Raw genomic sequence first — 16,378 nt, 5'->3', positions numbered from 1 at the left:
GAGCGCGGCAATGGATCATCGCGCCGGCTTCTTGTCGACCAGCGGCAGGCCCGGGGCGTCCGGCGGCGTCTGCCCGCCGGCGCCCAGTTCGCGCTGCATGAAGACGACGTCGCGCCAGTCGTCATGTTTCCAGCCGGCCGCCTTGAAGACCCCGGCGTCGGCGAAGCCGCGTGCGCGGTGCAGGGCGATGGAGCCGGCGTTGTCGGAATCGCCGATCACGGCGACCATCTGGCGCAGGCCCAGGGCTTCGCAAGCGACGATCAAGGCGTCCAGCAGGGCGCCGGCGACGCCGCGGCCGCGGGCCTCGGGGGCGACATAGATCGAGTCCTCGACCATGTAGCGATAGGCCTGGCGGGTGCGGAACGGGCCGGCGTAGGCGTAGCCGACCACGGCGCCGTCGATCTCGGCGACCAGCCGGGGCAGGCCCAGGGCCTGGACGGCGGCGAAGCGGGCCGTCATCTCGATCTCGTCCGGCGGCTCCAGCTCGAAGGTGCCGCGTCCGTTGGCGACGCTTTCGGCATAGATGGCGGTGATCGCCGCCATGTCGGCCGGGGTCGCCTCGCGGATCTGGACCTCAGACCGCATCAGCCCAGCAGCCGCGCGGCCTGGGGCGCGAAATAGGTCAGGACGCCCGCGCAACCGGCCCGCTTGAACCCGTGCAGGGTCTCCAGAACGGCGCGGTCGTGATCCAGCCAGCCGTTGGCGATGGAGGCCTGCATCATCGCGTATTCGCCCGACACCTGATAGGCGAAGGTCGGGACGCGGAAGGTTTCGGATACCCGGCGCACGATGTCGAGATAGGGCATGCCCGGCTTGACCATGACCGCGTCGGCGCCTTCCGACAGGTCCATGGCGACCTCCTTCAGGGCCTCGTCCGAGTTGGCGTAGTCCATCTGATAGGTCTTCTTGTCGCCCCTCAGCGCAGTCGAGGAGCCTACGGCGTCGCGGTAAGGGCCGTAGAAGGCCGAGGCGAACTTGGCCGCATAGGACAGGATCAGGGTGTCGTGGAAGCCGTTGGCCTCCAGCGCCTCGCGCACCGCCTGGATGCGGCCGTCCATCATGTCCGACGGGGCGACCACGTCGGCGCCGGCGTGGGCGTGGATGAAGGCCTGTTCGGCCAGCCGATCCAGCGAGGCGTCGTTGATGATCCGGTCGCCTTCCAGCACCCCGTCGTGGCCGTGGTCGGTGTAGCAGTCCAAAGCGACGTCGGTCATGACCCCGATCTCCGGCGCGGCGTCCTTGATGGCCTTGATGCAGTCGGGGATCAGGCCGTCGGGATCGGTCGCCCCCGTGCCGACCGCGTCCTTGATGGCGCCGTCCACGTTCGGGAACAGGGCCAGCATCGGAATGCCCAGGTCGCGCGCCTCAACCGCCGCCTTTGCGGCTTCCTTGGGCGACAGGCGGAAGACGCCGGGCATGGAGGCGACCGGCACGCGGTCCTCGGCGCCGTCGTGGACGATAAGGGGCCAGATCAGGTCGGCCGGGGTCAGGACGGTCTCGGCGACCAGACGACGCACCCAGGGGCTGGCGCGCAGACGCCGGGGACGGGCGAGCGGGAAGGGGGCGGGTTGGTAGGGAAGCATGGACGGATGACCTTGAAAACCTGGCGACGGACTAGCGCCGCCGGGGCGGAGGCGCAAATCGCGTGATGCGTCAGATCGTTTCGCGCGTGATACCGGCTTGCGCGGAGCGACGAAATGCGAGCCTATCGCAACGAAATCAGGGAGACGGTGATGATGAAGAGATTGGCGGCGGGCGCGGCGGTTCTGGCCCTGGCGGCGGGGCTGTCCGGCTGCATCATCATCGCGTCGGAGGGCGGCGAGCGGACGGTGGTCGTGGACAGCGCGCCTCTGGCCGCCCCGGCCTATGTCTCGCTTTATACGGACGCGGTCGCCGATCCGAAACGCCCGGCCGAAGAAGTGGCGCGCGATCCCCTGCGTCATCCGGCCGAGATCCTGGCCTTCGCCCAGCTCGCGCCGGGCGACAAGGTGGCCGATGTGCGCCCCGGCGCAGGCTATTTCACCCGCTTGTTCTCGGACGTGGTCGGGCCGACGGGCCGGGTCTACGCCTTCGTGCCCGAGCGGACCATGGCGCGGGAGAACCCGATGGCCGACGCCCTGGTCGCCGCCTATCCCAATGTGACGCGGGTCAACGGCCTGCTGGACGCCATGACCTATGACCAGCCGTTGGACATGGTCTTCATGAGCCAGGAATATCACGACTTCCATATCCCCGGTTTCAACACCGATGTGGCCCGGATGAACGCGGCCGTGTTCGCGGCCCTGAAGCCCGGGGGGCGCTATATCCTGATCGACCACCAGGCGGCGGCGGGGACCGGGATCTCGGCGGTCCAGACCCTGCACCGGATCGAGGGCGATTATCTGAAGCGCGAGGTCGAGGCGGCGGGCTTCGTCTTTGAGGGCGAGAGCGCGGCCGTGGCCAATCCGGCCGACGACCACAGCCTGAACGTCTTCGACGTCGCCATTCGCGGCAAGACCGATCAATTCGTCTATCGCTTCAGAAAGCCGGGCTGAGGTCTTCAGGTTCGGGAGCGTCGGTCGAGCGGGCGCTCGCCTCCCGCGCCTCCCGCGCCCGTCTGAGGGCGCCGGTCTCGGCCCGGAGAAGCGGGCCGGGGACGATATAGTCGGCATAGGCCGGACGGCGACGGGCCTTGACCTGCCGCAGGAACAGGCGTTCGCGCTCCGTCAGGGGTTCGGCCTCGCCCGAGGCGATCAGCTCCAGCCGATGTCGCTGAAGCGTATAGACGAAGGCGTCGTCATGGCGGGCGCTGGACGGACGGCGAGGGCGCATCGGAGGCTCCTTCCGGGGCTCGGGTGAATTGGCTCTGTCTTCGCGGCGGACCAGCGAAGTTCGGGGAGGGCTCGGGACGCCGGGACTGCGCCCGGAGTGGATATGTTTTTACCGTTTCGGCGCAGGCGTCGTCCCGAGAGGCCGTTTTCCACACGCGCTCCGGCTGGCGGCCCTATTCTTCGAGCCTTGCCGGATCGGCGGGCCGTCTTGCGACGGCTTCGCCGGGGCGGACATGCCGACAAGGATCGACAGCGGTCCGCTTTCCTAAGCGTGCGGCGAGCAGGAGACGGCATCCATCGCCGCCCCTAAGGACCCCGGCGGTCTCCTTCCCGCCGGCTTCATCGCTCGACCACAGCCCCGCCGCCGTCAGGGCGCTGGATCCGACGCCCTCCCCATCGGCGGGGATGAGAGGATGATACGGGCGCCGGCGGGTATGGCGGGGAAGTTGGGGTGAGAATCTTTTAGGGCGTTGAAATCGTTCGATTCAGACCAGCGTCATTGTGGGCGCAACCCCTACTCTTTCGTCATTCCGGGCGAAGGGCCGCTTGGCCCGAAGACCCGGAACCCAGCGGCGCGCGCGAGCGCGAACCTGTCGCGTGCTCGATCTTCGAACATTTTGCGGCGGATGGATTTCGCCTTCGGCGCCGCTGGGTTCCGGGTCTCCGCTGCGCTTCGCCCGGAATGACGAAAGAGAGGAGGTTCCTTTTCCGATGGTGGGAGAGGGTCTGGCCGTTCAGCCGCCGAAGCCGCCTTGGTCGAGGAAGGCCTGTTCCTCGGGCGTGGTGGCGCGGCCCAGGGCGGGGTTGCGGTGGGGGAAGCGGCCGAAGCGGACGATGATGTCGCGGTGGAGGCGGCCCCATTTCTCGAGCTCGGCGTCGCCGGCGACCAGGGCCATGTAGCGGTCCTGATCCTCAAGCCGTTCGGAATGTTCGAAGGGGAGGAGGAGGAAGTTCTTCAGTTCCGGCGCGACCCGGAGATGGTGGCCGCGCGCCACGGCCTGGTTCGCGAACATCAGGGCCAGAGGATCGGTGGCGAACTGGTGCGCCGTGCCGCGGAAACTGTTCCTCGGATACTGATCGAGCAGGATCAGCAGGGCGAGGGCGGTCTCCGCCGTCTCGATCCAGTCGTCGCGCTCGCGCCGGGCGGCGGACAGGTGCAGATCATGGCCCCGCGTGCGAAACGCGGCGTCGAAAGCCTCGTCCTTGGCGAACCACTTGTCGGGACCGGCCGCTTTCCAGAAGGCGACGACGTCGGATGGGGCTATGAAGGCGGTCATGACACAGATCTTAGCCAATCCGTTGCCCGTCTTCCATGACCGCGACTGCGACCTTTCGATCATTCGCGGCAAGCGCGTGGCCATGATCGGCTACGGCAGCCAGGGGCGGACCCATGCGCTGAACCTGCGCGATTCGGGCGTGACCGACATCGTGGTGGGCCTGAAGGCCGGGTCGAAGACGCGGGAACGGGCCAAGGCCGACGGATTCGCCGTGATGACCGCGGGCGAAGCGGCGGCGGGCGCGGATGTGGTCGCCGTCATGACCTCGGACGAGGCGCACCGCGACCTGTGGCGCGACGAACTGGCGCCGAACGTGCGGCCAGGGGCGGCCCTGGTCTTCGCTCACGGCCTGTCGGTGCGGTTCGGCCTGGTGGAGCCGCGCGCCGACCTGGACGTGATCCTGGCCTCGCCCAAGGGGATCGGGCCGCGCATCCGCGACCTGTACGAGGCCGGGGAGGGGGTCTTCTGCCTGTTCGGGGTGCATCAGGACGCCACGGGCGGCGCCCACGCCCTGGGCCTGTCCTATGCGGCCGCCCTGGGGTGCGGGCGCAAGGGCATCCTCGAGACGACGATGAGGGACGAGTGCGAGAGCGATCTGTTCGGCGAACAGGTGGTGCTGTGCGGCGGGATCGCCGAACTGATCGATTCGGCCTTCATGAAACTGGTCGAGGCCGGCTATCCGCCCGAGGTGGCCTGGTTCGAATGTTTCTACGAGGCCAAGCTGGTCACCGACCTGATGTACGAACGCGGCATAGCCGGCGCCTTCGCCAAGATTTCCAATACGGCGGAGTACGGGGCCTATCTGACCGGGCCGCGCATCATCAACGCCGCCTCGCGCGCGGCGATGGACCAGGTGCTGGCCGAGGTGCAGGGCGGGGGGTTCGTGCGCGCCCTGATGGCGGATTACGACGCCGGCTCGCCCGACCTGCTGGCGCGGCGCAGCGCCCTAGGCCGGCGGCCGATCGAGTCGGTGGGGGCGCATCTGAACGAAGTGGCGCGCAAGGCCCGCGAGTCGGCGGCGAACGACGACTGATGTCTGGCCGCGCGGGGGGAGGCGGGTCTGAAACCCGCCGTCCTGCCGTCGATGTCAAAAGAGAAGATGGTCGGAGTGAGAGGATTCGAACCTCCGACCCCTGCGTCCCGAACGCAGTGCTCTACCAGGCTGAGCCACACTCCGACCGTGGGGGCTGGCCTGGCGGCGTCGCCCCGAAGTGAGGACGCGGCTTATAGCCATGGGTTTCGGACCCCGCAAGCATCCATTTCGACCTTCTTCGCACGGGGCGAAAATAGTCCTGAAAGAGGGTGTTGCATCCGAAAACGGTTTGGCCTATCTGACCGCCTCCGCCGCGCGAGAGCGCTGCGGTCGCCGGACCTGCTGGGGAATGGTGTAATGGTAACACTCCGGTTTTTGGTACCGTCATTCTAGGTTCGAGTCCTAGTTCCCCAGCCACCGCCCTGAAGGATTTAAGCGGAGTGTACGCGCTCCTCTCACCGCTAGTTCAGGATTAGGGGGCAGCTCCTGCTAGGGCAGAGCTCGGCGAAGCTTGTGAGCGGCGGCTCAGGCCTTTCCGTATTTCCCCAAAGGCGTATGGATCAGTTTGCCGGACGCCGGCCAGTATTCCACCTTGCATCCGGAACGCCCGCCGCAGATCGAATCGACGATCGCTATGCCCCGGTCAGCGAGGAAACCCTCGGCGAAGGCCACATTGTGCGCCCCCACATTGTAGAACGAATCGCCGGGACTGGCGCCGCCGAACACCATGGCTTCGAGACGGTGGGGATTGGCTCCGGCTTCCAGCAGGCCATCGACCAGACGCTGCATGAGGTAGGAGCCATAGCGCGACGGGTCGTCCTGTTCCGAAAGCGGCGTCGGAGATTCGGGGAGAACGAAATGGTTCATGCCGCCCACGCCTCGCTTGGGATCGCGAATACAGGCTGCGACACACGAGCCGAGGACCGTCGTGATCACCGCGTCCGGGTCGTTGTTGATGCTGTATTGGCCCTGCGATATGGAGGTAAGGTGGACGGGCCGCTCGCCCTGGTCCCAGGTGCGACTGCAAATATTGTATCTCATGACGATCTGAGCCGGGATCTGGACCCAGTCCGGGGTCGTGTCTGAAGTCGCAAGATTTCGACTGTAGCGAACAGTGGTATACGGACAATGTACGCAACGGTAAAAATGAAGGGCGCCGGGACTTTCGCTGGGACCTCACGCTCCCTAGCTAAGCGGTGCTTCAGCTGAGGAGAATGACCATGGCCACCGCCCACGAGAAACGTCTGGCGCCGTTGAAAACCCCCACCAGCCTGTCGGAGGCCGCGACGCGGGATATTTCCGCCGCTCTGACGACCCTGCTGGCGGATGTCTTCGCTCTCTATATCAAGACCAAGAATTTCCACTGGCACGTGTCCGGCCCGCATTTCCGCGACTATCACCTGATGCTGGACGAACAATCGGCCGAGATCCTGGCCATGACCGATCTGATCGCCGAACGGGCGCGCAAGATCGGCGGGACCACTCTGCGCTCCGTCGGTCAGATCGCCCGCGAATCGCGCGTTCTCGACAATGACGCCGAGTTCGTGGATGCGCTCGACATGCTGGCCGAACTGCGGGACGACAACAACGACCTGGTCGGGCGTATGCGCGAGGTCCACGATCTTTGCGACGAGCACAACGACGTGGCGACCGCCAGCCTGCTGGAGAACTGGATCGACGAGAGCGAGAAGCGCGTCTGGTTCCTGTTTGAATCGAGCCGCCGCGGCAACGTCTGATCCGACGGACGGACCGTCCGGAACCCTCCGGCTTGCAAAGTCTTAACGATCGGTAATATCTGGTCGGAAAGACGCGGAGGGGATGATGCGGACGGTCCTGATCGGTTGCGGCCTGGCGCTGGGCGTCGTCGTCGCCTCTACGGCCCCGGCGCGGGCCGATATGGCGGAGGCCTTTGGCAACACCATCGTGTCTCACTATCCCAACGGCCAGTGGGTGAAACATTTTTTCGAGCCGGACGGCCGCTATGTGTCCCAGTTCTCGGACGGGCGTCAGTTGAGCGCGCGCTGGAGCCGGGAGGGCGACAAGATCTGTTTGACCGGGTTCAGGCCACGCCAGATCCTGCCACGCTTCTGTAGCCGCATGGTCGAGGCCGACATCGGTCAAAGCTGGCAGGCCCGCGATCCCCTAGGCCGGACGATCCGCAACGAACTGGTCGCCGGCCGCCGCTGAAGGCCGCTGGAGGCTCTTGTCAGGCGACGTCCGGCCCTCTAGAGCCCACGACCTGCCCAGGCGGATGTGGCGGAACTGGTAGACGCACTGGATTTAGGTTCCAGCGCCGCAAGGCGTGGAGGTTCGAGTCCTCTCATCCGCACCAAAGCAAAAAGGCCCCGGATCGCTCCGGGGCCTTTTCTTGTTTTGGCCTATCGCCCTCGCGGGCCTACTTGAGGCCGGTTTTGGGCTGGTCGCCCTCAGGACTTATGGCCGTTTTGGTTGGCCTGCCTGAGGACATCAGCGCGTGTCTCAGCTGATCGGCGGGACAGGCGGCGGCGGCAGGTCGCTGTCGGTCTCGTGGACCTCGATCAGGCCACGGCCCAGGTGGCTCTTGCGATAGCCATACAGGAAATAGATCAACAGGCCGAAGCCGCCCCAGATCGGCAGCACCATCTTGGCGTCGTGCGGCAGGTTCCAGAACAGGAAGGCGCAACCGAAGGCGGACAGGGGCGCGAAGAGCCAGATCAGCGGCGTCCGGAACGGACGTTTGCGGTTCGGTTCCTTGACCCGCAAGATCAGCACCGCGATCGACACCATGAAGAAGGCGAACAGGGTGCCGGAGTTCGAGATGTCCGCCAGTTTGCCGACCGGGAACAGGGCGGCGCCGATGGCCACGGCGATGCCTGTGAAGGCGGTGACGATATAGGGCGTCTTCCACTTGGGGTGCATCTTGGTCAGGCCTTCTGGAAGCAGGCCGTCGCGCGCCATGACGAAGAAGATACGGGTCTGGCCGTAGATCATCATCAGGATGACCGAGGGGAGGGCCAGCAGGGCGGCGGTGCCGAGGGCGTTGCCGATCTGGGGATGACCGATCACGCGCAGGACGTGGGCCAGGGCCTCGTTGGAGCAGACCAGGGCTTCGGCGTTGGCCGGCAGGGCGCAGGCGGCGACGAAGGCGGGCGAACCGGGTTGGACGGCCTCGCCGGCGGCGCCGAGCACCGGCTGTGCGCCGATGGCGCCTGCCGCACCAAGCGCGACCAGAAGATAGAAGACCGTGCAGATGGCCAGCGAGCCGATCAGACCGATCGGTACGTTGCGTTGCGGGTTCTTGGTCTCTTCAGCCGCCGTCGAGACGGCGTCGAAGCCGACATAGGCGAAGAAGATCGAGGCGGCGGCGCCGACGATTCCCATGCCGGAAGACGCGCCGAACAGCCCGTTGGGGGCGAAGGGCGACAGGTTGGCCGTCTTGATCACCGGCAGGGTGATGACGATGAAGACGGTCAGGGCGGCGACCTTGATCAGGACCAGGACCGCGTTGACCCGGGCTGATTCCGTCGTGCCCAGCATCAGCAGGCCGGTGACCAGCAGGGCCACGACGATGGCCGGGATGTTGACGATCCCCGCCGAAAAGTCGGGCATCGGAATGAAGCCGTTCATGGCCCAGGTCGGTCCGGCGGATAGGAGGTCAGGGAAATCGAACCCGAGCCCCTGTTCTATCAGTCCGAGGACATAGCCCGACCAGCCGACCGAGACGGCCGCAGCCGCCACGGCGTATTCCAGGATCAGGGCCCAGCCCACGCACCAGGCCAGAAGCTCGCCCATGACGGCGTAGGTATAGGTATAGGCCGAGCCGGACACCGGGGCCATGGCGGCCAGTTCCGAATAGCAGAGCGCCGCGACGGCGCAGACGGCGCCGGCGATGACGAAGCTGACCATCATGCCCGGGCCGGCCTTCTGCGAGGCCGCGGCCGTCAGGACGAAGATGCCGGTGCCGATGATGGCGCCGATGCCCAGCAAGGTCAGTTGAACAGGTCCGAGCGACCGATGAAGCGATTTCTTCTCGGCCGTGGCCAGAATCGCGTCGAGCGACTTAACGCGCCACATAGAATACCCCCACGTTTACAGCGGCCCCTCGGCCGCGTTGGGCGGACGCTAGCGGCGGATCGAATGGCGCGCAACGCGCATGACGAGGCGGTAAAGCCCTCACGACGCTTTCGTGATCACGGCGCATCGGTGGCGCATCGGGGGCGCATCGGGTTAGAGGCGGGTGATGTTGCCGATCCACGCTGTTCTCGAACCCCTGAAAGCCGTCCTTGCGGCCGGAAATACGGCGGTGCTGGCCGCGCCGCCGGGCGCCGGCAAGACGACGGTCGTGCCCCTGGCGCTGCTGGATCAGGCCTGGCTGGGCGGCGGGAGAATCCTGGTGCTGGAGCCGCGCCGTATCGCCGCACGGGCGGCGGCGGACCGGATGGCCAGCACCCTTGGGGAGACGGCGGGCGGGACCGTCGGCTATCGCACCCGGCTGCAAAGCCGGATCGGACCGAAGACGCGGATCGAGGTGATCACCGAGGGCGTCTTCACCCGGATGATCCTGGACGACCCCGGTCTGGAGGGGGTGGGCGCCGTCCTGTTCGACGAATTCCACGAGCGCAGCCTGGACGCCGACCTGGGGCTGGCCCTGGCGCGGGAGACGCAAGGGGTGCTGCGGGAGGACCTGCGGCTGCTGGTCATGTCGGCGACGCTGGACGTGGCGGGGGTGTCGAGACTGCTGGACGGCGCGCCGGTGATCGAGGCGGAGGGGCGGGCCTATCCGGTCGAGACCCGCTATCTGGGGCGCAATCCGGCCGAACGGTTCGAAGAGGCGATGGCGCGGGGGTGTCTGACGGCGCTGGGCGAAGAGACCGGCTCGGTGCTGGCCTTCCTGCCGGGGCAGGGCGAGATTCACCGGGTCGCGCGGCTCGTCAGCGAGCGGCTGCGACTGCCGAACGTCGATGTGGTTCCGCTGTACGGCGGGCTGGACCGGGCGGAGCAGGATCGGGCCATTGAGCCGGCGGCGGCGGGGCGGCGCAAGCTGGTGCTGGCGACCTCGGTGGCGGAGACCAGTCTGACCATCGACGGGGTGCGGGTGGTGCTGGACGGCGGTCTGTCGCGCGTGCCCCGGTTCGAGCCGTCCAGCGGCCTGACGCGTTTGGCCACGGTGCGGGTCAGCCGGTCGTCGGCCGAACAGAGGCGGGGCCGGGCCGGGCGGACCGAACCGGGCGTCTGCTATCGCCTGTGGGACGAGGAACAGACGCGGGGCCTGGTCCCGCACCAACGGCCGGAGATCCAGGAGGCGGACCTGACCGGTCTGGCGCTGGATCTGGCGCGGTGGGGTGCGCGGTCGGTCGAGGGGCTGGCCCTGCTGGATCCGCCCCCGGCCGGGGCCATGGCGGAGGCGCGCAAGGTGTTGAGCCGTCTGGGGGCGCTGGACGCCGAAGGCGGCCTGTCGGATCATGGACGACGTCTGACGCGCATCCCGCTGTCGCCGCGGCTGGCCCATATGGTCGCCGTGGCCTCGGACGCCGGGGACGCCATGACCGGGGCGCGGATCGCGGCGGTGCTGAGCGAGCCGGGGCTGGGCGGCTCGGGCGTGGACCTGGCGGATCGTCTGGTCGGGCTGGAACGGGATCGGTCGCCCCGGGCGCGGGATGCGCTGAAACTGGCCGACCGGTGGGCGAAGGCGGCGGGCGGCGGCAAGGGCGAGACGGTCGAGCCGGGCCTGTTGCTGGCCGAGGCCTTTCCCGAACGCATCGCCAAGGCGCGCGGCAAGACGGGCGAACTGTTGCTGGCCAGCGGGCGCGGGGCGGCGCTGGACGCGACCGATCATCTGGCGCGCGAATCCTGGCTGGCGGTGGCGGAGCTGTCAGCGGGTGGGGGCGGCGGCGAGGCGCGTGACCGGGTGCGGCTGGCGGCGGCGCTGGACGGGACGCGGATCGAGGCCGACCTGGGTCGGTTGATCGAGATTGAGGATCGGCTGGTCAAGGCGCCGTCCGGCCGGATGGTGATCCGACGCGCGCGCCGCATCGGCGCCCTGATGCTGGATGAAAAGGTGATCGGGGCGCCCGACGCCAAGACCATGACGGCGGCCCTGCGCGCCGAGATCGAGGCCGAGGGGCTGGGCGCCCTGCGTTGGGGCGAACAGGCCACGGGTTTGCGGGCGCGGCTGGCCTTTTTGCACGGGTTGGATGCTGGCTGGCCGGATGTTTCGGACGCCGCTCTGCTGGAGGCGCGGGCGGACTGGCTGTGGCCGGTGTTGGAGGGGGCGAAGTCGCTGGAGACGATCAGCGACGGTCGATTGGCCGAGGCGCTGCGGGGGCTGGTTCCCTGGGATCTGCAGCGCAAGCTGGATGAGCTGGCGCCCAGTCGGCTGGATACGCCCCTGGGGTCGGCGGCGATCGACTATGGCGCCGAAGGCGGGCCGCGCGTGGAGATCCGCGTGCAGGAGCTGTTCGGCGTCGTCACCCATCCGACCGTCGGCGGCGGACGGGTTCCCCTGACCCTGTCGCTGCTGTCCCCGGCGCGGCGACCCGTTCAGGTGACGAAGGACCTGCCGGGGTTCTGGGCCGGGTCCTGGGCGGCGGTGCGGTCGGACATGCGGGGCCGTTATCCGCGCCATCCCTGGCCCGAGAACCCGGCCGAGGCCCAGCCCACCAACCGGGTCAAGCCGCGCGGGACCTGAGCGCCGGACTTGACCGCGCGGGACGGGCAAAGCATTGGCTTTGCTCCCAAGCAGGATTTCACCGTGTCTGACGCAAAGATTGTTTCGCCGACCGCCCGGAAGGGGCGGGTTCTTTTCGCCAGCCTGATCGGCACCACGATCGAATTCTATGACTTCTACATCTACGCCACGGCGGCGGTGCTGGTGTTTCCACGCCTGTTCTTCCCCGGCGCCGATCCGACGACGGCCATGCTGTCGTCCTTCGCCACCTTCTCCATCGCCTTCTTCGCGCGGCCGGTCGGCGCCCTGGCCTTCGGGCATTTCGGGGACCGGGTCGGGCGCAAGGCGACGCTGGTGGCGGCCCTGATGACCATGGGCCTGTCGACCGTGGCCATCGGCCTGCTGCCGACCCATGCGGCGGTCGGGATCATCGCGCCCCTGTTGCTGGCCCTGTGCCGGTTCGGACAGGGACTGGGTCTGGGCGGCGAATGGGGCGGGGCGGTGCTGTTGGCCACCGAGAACGCCCCGCCAGGCAAGAAGGCCTGGTTCGGCATGTTCCCGCAGTTGGGCGCGCCGATCGGATTCATCCTGTCGACCGCCTCATTCATCGTCCTGACCTCGACCATGAGCGAGACCCAGTTCGAGGCCTGGGGGTGGCGCATCCCCTTCCTGGCCAGCGCCATCCTGGTGTTCGTCGGTCTCTGGGTGCGGTTGAAGATCACCGAGACGCCCGAGTTCCAGAAGGCGGTGGATCGCAACGAGCGGGTCAAGGCGCCGGCCGTCACCCTGTTCGCTCATCACAAGAGGGCGCTGTTTCTGGGGACGTTCAGCGGGGTCACGACCTTCTCGCTCTTCTATCTGATGACCGTCTTCGCCCTGGGCTGGGCCACGACGGGCATGGGATATGAGCGGGCGGACATCCTGCCGATCCAGTTGATCGGGGTGCTGTTCTTTGCGGCGTTCATACCGGTGACGGCCCTGCTGGCGGACAAATACGGGCAGGTCCGGGTGTTGATCGCGTCTTCGGTGGGCATCGGCCTGTTCGGCGCCCTGTTCGCGCCCCTGTTCGGCGCCGGTCTGACCGGACTGCTGATCTTCTTCGCCCTGGGGTTCGGGCTGATGGGCTGCACCTATGGCCCCATCGGCGCAGCGATGGCGCGGCCCTTCCCGACGACGGTCCGCTATACGGGGGCGTCCATGGCCTTCAATCTGGCGGGCATCGTCGGGGCGTCGCTGGCGCCCTATCTGGCGACCTGGCTGGCGCAGACCTATGGGCTGGCGGCGGTGGGCGGTTATCTGGCCCTGTCGGCGGTGGTGACCATCCTGGCCCTGTGGGGCATGGGACGGGTCAGGCCGGAGACCGAGCTTTAAGCCTCGTCCGTGGCGGCGTAGACCATGATGCCGGTGGCGATGGCCAGGTTCAGGCTGTCGGCCCGGCCGCGCATCGGGATCTTGACGTTGACGTCGCAGGCGGCGGCCAGTTGGTCGGTCAGGCCCGCCTGTTCATTGCCCATCAGGATCAGCGACGGTTTCTGCATCACCGCAGAGCGGTGGCTGACGGTCGCGTCCAGGCGGGTGCCGACGACGCTGCCGGGCCAGGTCTTGCGCCAGGCCAGGAAGGCCTCGGGGTCGGTCCTGGTGATCGAGACGGCGAAGACCGAGCCCATGGTCGCGCGCACGGCCTCGACCGAATAGGGATCGACGCAGTCGCCGATCAGGATGACGCCGCCGCATCCGGCCGCGTCGGCGGTGCGGATGATGGTGCCCAGATTGCCGGGATCGCGCACCTGCTCCAGGGCCACCCAGCAGGGCGCCGAGGCCGGATCCAGGCTGTCCAGCGGGGCATAGGCCTGGTCGAACACGCCCAGCACGGTCTGGGGATTGTCGCGGCGGCTGATCTTTTCGAGGATGGCGTGGGTGACGATGATGATGTCGCCGCCGGCCTTGCGCGTCTCGGCCTTGGCCCGGTCCAGCAGGGGGTGGGGGCGGGCCTCCTCGCCGACCAGCAGCATGCGCGGCGCGCGACCCAGGTCCAGGGCCTCGCCGATGAACTTCAGACCTTCGGCCAGGAAGGCGCCGGTCTGGTCGCGTTCCTTGCGCATGTGGAGGGCGCGGACGCTCTTGATCGTGTCGTTCGTCAGGGAGGTGATGACGCGATATTCGTCTCGGGCGCTCATCGGCTCCACCGCGCGAAGAAGGACAGGCCGATGGCGCGGGCGCCCGGGCCGTCTTCTGACAGGGCCAGTTCGCCCCAGTCGATGCGGCCGCCGCGATCATGGGTCGCCTCGGCCATCAGATGGGCCAGGGACAGGCCCGAGACGCGGGCGGCATAGGCGTTCAGCAGCAGAAAGTCGGCGTCGTCGGCCAGCAGGGCGGCGCAGTCCTTCAGCAGTAGCGGCATGTCCTCGAACAGGCGCCAGACCTCGCCGGTCGGGCCGCGCCCGTATTTCGGAGGGTCGAGAATTATGCCGTCGTACTTGGAGCCGCGACGGACCTCGCGGGCGACATATTTGCGGGCGTCTTCGACGATCCAGCGGATCGGGTGCTGGGACAGGCCGGACTGTTCGGCGTTTTCGCGGGCGTAGGCGACCGATTTCTTCGAGGCGTCGACGTGGGTGACCTCGGCCCCAGCGGCGGCGGCCGCAAGGCTGGCGACACCGGTGTAGCCGAAGAGGTTCAGGATTTTGGGCGCTCTGCCGGCTTCGCGCGAGAAGCTGCGCACGCGGTTGTCCAGCCATTCCCAGTTCGCGGCCTGCTCCGGGAAGAAGGCGAGGTGGCGGAAGGGGGTGAAGCGGCCGGTGAATTTCACGTCGCGCCATTTCAGGGGGAAGGCGTCGACGGGGCCGTGCTGGTCGAACTTCCAGCGGCCGGAGTCTTCCTCCTCCTGCTGAGGATCGAAGGTGGCCGTGGCCTTGTCAAAGGCGGTCGGATCGCGCGGGGACCAGAAACACTGGGGCTCGGGGCGGACCACGGTGTAGCGGCCGTAGCGCTCCAGCTTCTTGCCGTCGCCGCTGTCCAACAGGGCGTAGTCGGACCAGCCGCGGGTCACGAGGGTTTCGGGGGTGGGGGAGAGCAGGGGCGCCATTGTGCGGCTGATAGGCGGTCAGGCGGCCTCGCGTCCAGCGTCCACCGTCATCACGGACGTGCATTCGGCGTCGATCTCGGCGTCGTGGGCCGTCTTGTCCCATGCATAGGGGGCGACGATCAGCCGCCAAAGGGCATGGATGAAGGCCAGGCTGAGCAGGGACCAGTAGGCAGGCGCGGCCAACATGTCGGTCAGCCTGTAGTCCTGCCCGGCCCGTTTTGCGCCCACCGCACAGCCCATCCAGGCGGCGATGACGCCCACGGCCAGGACGGCGAAGGAGGCCAAAGGCACGACTGGAGCCATGCCGATGTTGAGGGCGACCATGAGGGCCGCAATGAGCCAGGCCAGGGTGGGCGCGTGGGAAGCCGCCGAGACGATGGCGGCGCCCAGCGTCATGGCCAGCGACAGCTGGCCGCGCTGGCCCAGGGCCCGAGGCGCACGCGTGTGGACGCCCCAGGTCTGCATATAGCCTTTCAGCCAACGGGTGCGTTGCGGCAGCCAGCGTTCCAGCGCTCCCGGCGGGGCTTCCCAGGTCGGGCTTTCGAGCACCCCCAGCCGCCATCCCGCGGACCAGAGCTTGAAGCCCAGATCGGCGTCTTCCGTGACGTTGTAGGCGTCCCAGCCCCCGACCCGACGAAGGGCGGCGGTTCGCAGGTGATTGCTGGTGCCCCCCAGAGGAAAAGGCAGGTTCAGCTTCGCCATGCCGGGAAGATTGACTTCGAACAGGGCGGCGTATTCGAAGGCGAACTGGCGGTCGAGGAAGGTCGAGAGTTCGGCGTTGCGCCGGCGAATCCGCAGGGGGGCCTGAAGGCAACCCAATTGCGGCTGATCGGCGAAACGTGAGGCCGCCTCGCGCAACTGGCCGGGATCCGGTTCGTCCTCGGCGTCATAGATGGTCAGGAGCTCGCCTGTCGCGAAAGCCAGGGCGTGGTTCAGCGCGCGGGGTTTGGTCTGCGGAGCGCCCGGCGGGACCACGAGGATCCGAAGCCAGCTCGGCCGGCGCGCGGCCTTGGCCGCATTTATGGTGGCCTGATCATGGGCTTCCAGCACGAGAAAACCTTCGAGCTGACGCCGCGGATAGTCGATTTTCGACAGGCGCTGGATAAGCTGGGGCACGACGGCCGCCTCGTCATGAAGGGCGGCCAGAATTGTGTACCGCGGCCACCGGGAGGGTTTGGGCGACGACGGGGTAGGACGAAGACTGGCGATGACCAGGGCCGCGCGCCACAGGGCCGAGGCGACGAAGCCCATCTGAATCCCGATGAACGACGCCGAAAGCGTCGAGCGGGGCCAGACGATCCCTGCGGCCACAAGCGCCGTCGCCAGGCTCGCGACCATGATCGCCTGCCCCAAGGTCGGCATTCGCCGCGCCGCGCCGGTTTGCGCCGCATCCCTCGTCGTCATGTCCGTTCGCCCCCGCGCCCGGCGTAACACAACTAGAAATACGCATTTCGCGCAACCGTGTTCTTCGAGGCGGCGATTGGCGTCGATGACAGATTGTCGCTATTCAGGGCGGGACAGATCCGG

The 16,378-nt window shown here is 67.8% G+C and carries 15 protein-coding genes and 3 tRNA genes; 8 read left to right on the top strand and 10 right to left on the bottom strand.

From position 1 onward, the window contains the following. Nucleotides 1-15: 15 nt before the first annotated feature. Nucleotides 16-585 carry a GNAT family N-acetyltransferase gene (locus ACP7CK_RS10890; protein WP_008264134.1) on the bottom strand — a complete coding sequence of 190 codons (570 nt, stop codon included), beginning with the start codon at nucleotides 583-585 and terminating at the stop codon, nucleotides 16-18. Next, complete coding sequence (gene hemB / locus ACP7CK_RS10885) at nucleotides 585-1,583, bottom strand: porphobilinogen synthase (protein WP_426026006.1); 999 nt, start codon at nucleotides 1,581-1,583, stop codon at nucleotides 585-587. The genes ACP7CK_RS10890 and hemB overlap by 1 nt, the downstream gene beginning before the upstream one ends. 150 nt (nucleotides 1,584-1,733) lie before the next feature. Here hemB and ACP7CK_RS10880 point away from each other — a divergent pair, with 150 nt between their 5' ends. Then, a complete protein-coding gene (locus ACP7CK_RS10880; RefSeq protein ID WP_198004280.1) occupies nucleotides 1,734-2,534 on the top strand; it encodes a class I SAM-dependent methyltransferase in 801 nt (266 codons plus the stop codon). Here ACP7CK_RS10880 and ACP7CK_RS10875 read toward each other — a convergent pair. Beyond that, the gene (locus ACP7CK_RS10875; protein ID WP_008260443.1) at nucleotides 2,518-2,811 is read right to left on the bottom strand and encodes a hypothetical protein; all 294 of its coding nucleotides are present in this window, start codon (nucleotides 2,809-2,811) and stop codon (nucleotides 2,518-2,520) included. The two genes, ACP7CK_RS10880 and ACP7CK_RS10875, sit on opposite strands and share 17 nt — an antisense overlap. A 733-nt stretch (nucleotides 2,812-3,544) precedes the next feature. Next, nucleotides 3,545-4,087 (bottom strand): DUF924 family protein, encoded by a 543-nt coding sequence (locus ACP7CK_RS10870; RefSeq protein ID WP_426026005.1) that lies wholly within the window; start codon nucleotides 4,085-4,087, stop codon nucleotides 3,545-3,547. On the opposite strand from ACP7CK_RS10870, the gene ilvC reads away from it, so the two are divergent. Beyond that, a complete protein-coding gene (ilvC, locus tag ACP7CK_RS10865) occupies nucleotides 4,086-5,120 on the top strand; it encodes a ketol-acid reductoisomerase (protein ID WP_426026004.1) in 1,035 nt (344 codons plus the stop codon). The genes ACP7CK_RS10870 and ilvC overlap by 2 nt on opposite strands. A gap of 67 nt (nucleotides 5,121-5,187) precedes the next feature. Here the strand turns inward: ilvC and ACP7CK_RS10860 are convergent. Next, nucleotides 5,188-5,264 (bottom strand) — tRNA-Pro (locus ACP7CK_RS10860). Between the two features lie 199 nt (nucleotides 5,265-5,463). Between ACP7CK_RS10860 and ACP7CK_RS10855 the strand changes: the two genes are divergently transcribed. Next, a tRNA-Gln gene (locus tag ACP7CK_RS10855) sits at nucleotides 5,464-5,537 on the top strand. A gap of 108 nt (nucleotides 5,538-5,645) precedes the next feature. On the opposite strand, the gene ACP7CK_RS10850 is transcribed toward ACP7CK_RS10855, so the two are convergent. After that, the gene (locus ACP7CK_RS10850) at nucleotides 5,646-6,161 is read right to left on the bottom strand and encodes a chemotaxis protein CheD (RefSeq protein ID WP_426026003.1); all 516 of its coding nucleotides are present in this window, start codon (nucleotides 6,159-6,161) and stop codon (nucleotides 5,646-5,648) included. A gap of 179 nt (nucleotides 6,162-6,340) precedes the next feature. Here ACP7CK_RS10850 and ACP7CK_RS10845 point away from each other — a divergent pair, with 179 nt between their 5' ends. The 3 genes from ACP7CK_RS10845 to ACP7CK_RS10835 all read left to right on the top strand — a co-directional run bounded on the left by ACP7CK_RS10845 (nucleotide 6,341) and on the right by ACP7CK_RS10835 (nucleotide 7,452). Beyond that, a complete protein-coding gene (locus tag ACP7CK_RS10845; RefSeq protein WP_197019716.1) occupies nucleotides 6,341-6,856 on the top strand; it encodes a Dps family protein in 516 nt (171 codons plus the stop codon). 82 nt (nucleotides 6,857-6,938) lie between these two features. Next, nucleotides 6,939-7,307: a hypothetical protein gene (locus tag ACP7CK_RS10840; protein ID WP_008258840.1), complete on the top strand. Its 369-nt coding sequence runs from the start codon at nucleotides 6,939-6,941 to the stop codon at nucleotides 7,305-7,307. Nucleotides 7,308-7,367: 60 nt separating this feature from the next. Then, nucleotides 7,368-7,452: transfer RNA gene (locus ACP7CK_RS10835), tRNA-Leu, on the top strand. Between the two features lie 146 nt (nucleotides 7,453-7,598). Here the strand turns inward: ACP7CK_RS10835 and ACP7CK_RS10830 are convergent. Next, a complete protein-coding gene (locus ACP7CK_RS10830) occupies nucleotides 7,599-9,173 on the bottom strand; it encodes an amino acid permease (protein ID WP_154727009.1) in 1,575 nt (524 codons plus the stop codon). 166 nt (nucleotides 9,174-9,339) lie between these two features. Here ACP7CK_RS10830 and hrpB point away from each other — a divergent pair, with 166 nt between their 5' ends. Beyond that, complete coding sequence (gene hrpB, locus ACP7CK_RS10825) at nucleotides 9,340-11,787, top strand: ATP-dependent helicase HrpB (protein ID WP_426026002.1); 2,448 nt, start codon at nucleotides 9,340-9,342, stop codon at nucleotides 11,785-11,787. 63 nt (nucleotides 11,788-11,850) lie between these two features. Beyond that, on the top strand, nucleotides 11,851-13,137 hold the full coding sequence (locus ACP7CK_RS10820; RefSeq protein ID WP_426026001.1) for an MFS transporter: 1,287 nt from the start codon (nucleotides 11,851-11,853) through the stop codon (nucleotides 13,135-13,137). Here the strand turns inward: ACP7CK_RS10820 and ACP7CK_RS10815 are convergent. The 3 genes from ACP7CK_RS10815 to ACP7CK_RS10805 are packed head-to-tail and all read right to left on the bottom strand — an operon-like array spanning nucleotide 13,134 to nucleotide 16,255. Continuing rightward, nucleotides 13,134-13,943 carry a TrmH family RNA methyltransferase gene (locus tag ACP7CK_RS10815; RefSeq protein ID WP_426026000.1) on the bottom strand — a complete coding sequence of 270 codons (810 nt, stop codon included), beginning with the start codon at nucleotides 13,941-13,943 and terminating at the stop codon, nucleotides 13,134-13,136. The two genes, ACP7CK_RS10820 and ACP7CK_RS10815, sit on opposite strands and share 4 nt — an antisense overlap. Continuing rightward, nucleotides 13,940-14,851: a class I SAM-dependent methyltransferase gene (locus tag ACP7CK_RS10810; protein WP_426025999.1), complete on the bottom strand. Its 912-nt coding sequence runs from the start codon at nucleotides 14,849-14,851 to the stop codon at nucleotides 13,940-13,942. Before ACP7CK_RS10810 ends, ACP7CK_RS10815 begins: the two co-directional genes overlap by 4 nt. A gap of 18 nt (nucleotides 14,852-14,869) precedes the next feature. After that, nucleotides 14,870-16,255 (bottom strand): glycosyltransferase family 2 protein, encoded by a 1,386-nt coding sequence (locus ACP7CK_RS10805; protein WP_426025998.1) that lies wholly within the window; start codon nucleotides 16,253-16,255, stop codon nucleotides 14,870-14,872. Between the last annotated feature and the right edge of the window lie 123 nt (nucleotides 16,256-16,378).

The sequence above is a fragment of the Brevundimonas sp. TSRC1-1 genome (assembly GCF_049898245.1).
Classification (GTDB): Bacteria; Pseudomonadota; Alphaproteobacteria; order Caulobacterales; family Caulobacteraceae; genus Brevundimonas; species Brevundimonas mediterranea_A.
Note: the sequence above shows the minus strand (reverse complement) of the source record. Positions and strands in the feature narration are given on the sequence as shown.

What these genes read in the sequence shown, in the direction of transcription:
- ilvC (WP_426026004.1), top strand. Translation starts at nt 4,086, where the DNA reads ATGACACAGATCTTAGCCAATCCGTTGCCCGTCTTCCATGACCGCGAC.
- ACP7CK_RS10870 (WP_426026005.1), bottom strand. Translation starts at nt 4,087, where the DNA reads ATGACCGCCTTCATAGCCCCATCCGACGTCGTCGCCTTCTGGAAAGCG.
- hrpB (WP_426026002.1), top strand. Translation starts at nt 9,340, where the DNA reads ATGTTGCCGATCCACGCTGTTCTCGAACCCCTGAAAGCCGTCCTTGCG.
- ACP7CK_RS10890 (WP_008264134.1), bottom strand. Translation starts at nt 585, where the DNA reads ATGCGGTCTGAGGTCCAGATCCGCGAGGCGACCCCGGCCGACATGGCG.
- ACP7CK_RS10805 (WP_426025998.1), bottom strand. Translation starts at nt 16,255, where the DNA reads ATGACGACGAGGGATGCGGCGCAAACCGGCGCGGCGCGGCGAATGCCG.
- ACP7CK_RS10875 (WP_008260443.1), bottom strand. Translation starts at nt 2,811, where the DNA reads ATGCGCCCTCGCCGTCCGTCCAGCGCCCGCCATGACGACGCCTTCGTC.
- ACP7CK_RS10830 (WP_154727009.1), bottom strand. Translation starts at nt 9,173, where the DNA reads ATGTGGCGCGTTAAGTCGCTCGACGCGATTCTGGCCACGGCCGAGAAG.
- ACP7CK_RS10840 (WP_008258840.1), top strand. Translation starts at nt 6,939, where the DNA reads ATGATGCGGACGGTCCTGATCGGTTGCGGCCTGGCGCTGGGCGTCGTC.
- ACP7CK_RS10880 (WP_198004280.1), top strand. Translation starts at nt 1,734, where the DNA reads ATGATGAAGAGATTGGCGGCGGGCGCGGCGGTTCTGGCCCTGGCGGCG.
- hemB (WP_426026006.1), bottom strand. Translation starts at nt 1,583, where the DNA reads ATGCTTCCCTACCAACCCGCCCCCTTCCCGCTCGCCCGTCCCCGGCGT.
- ACP7CK_RS10845 (WP_197019716.1), top strand. Translation starts at nt 6,341, where the DNA reads ATGGCCACCGCCCACGAGAAACGTCTGGCGCCGTTGAAAACCCCCACC.
- ACP7CK_RS10815 (WP_426026000.1), bottom strand. Translation starts at nt 13,943, where the DNA reads ATGAGCGCCCGAGACGAATATCGCGTCATCACCTCCCTGACGAACGAC.
- ACP7CK_RS10810 (WP_426025999.1), bottom strand. Translation starts at nt 14,851, where the DNA reads ATGGCGCCCCTGCTCTCCCCCACCCCCGAAACCCTCGTGACCCGCGGC.
- ACP7CK_RS10850 (WP_426026003.1), bottom strand. Translation starts at nt 6,161, where the DNA reads ATGAGATACAATATTTGCAGTCGCACCTGGGACCAGGGCGAGCGGCCC.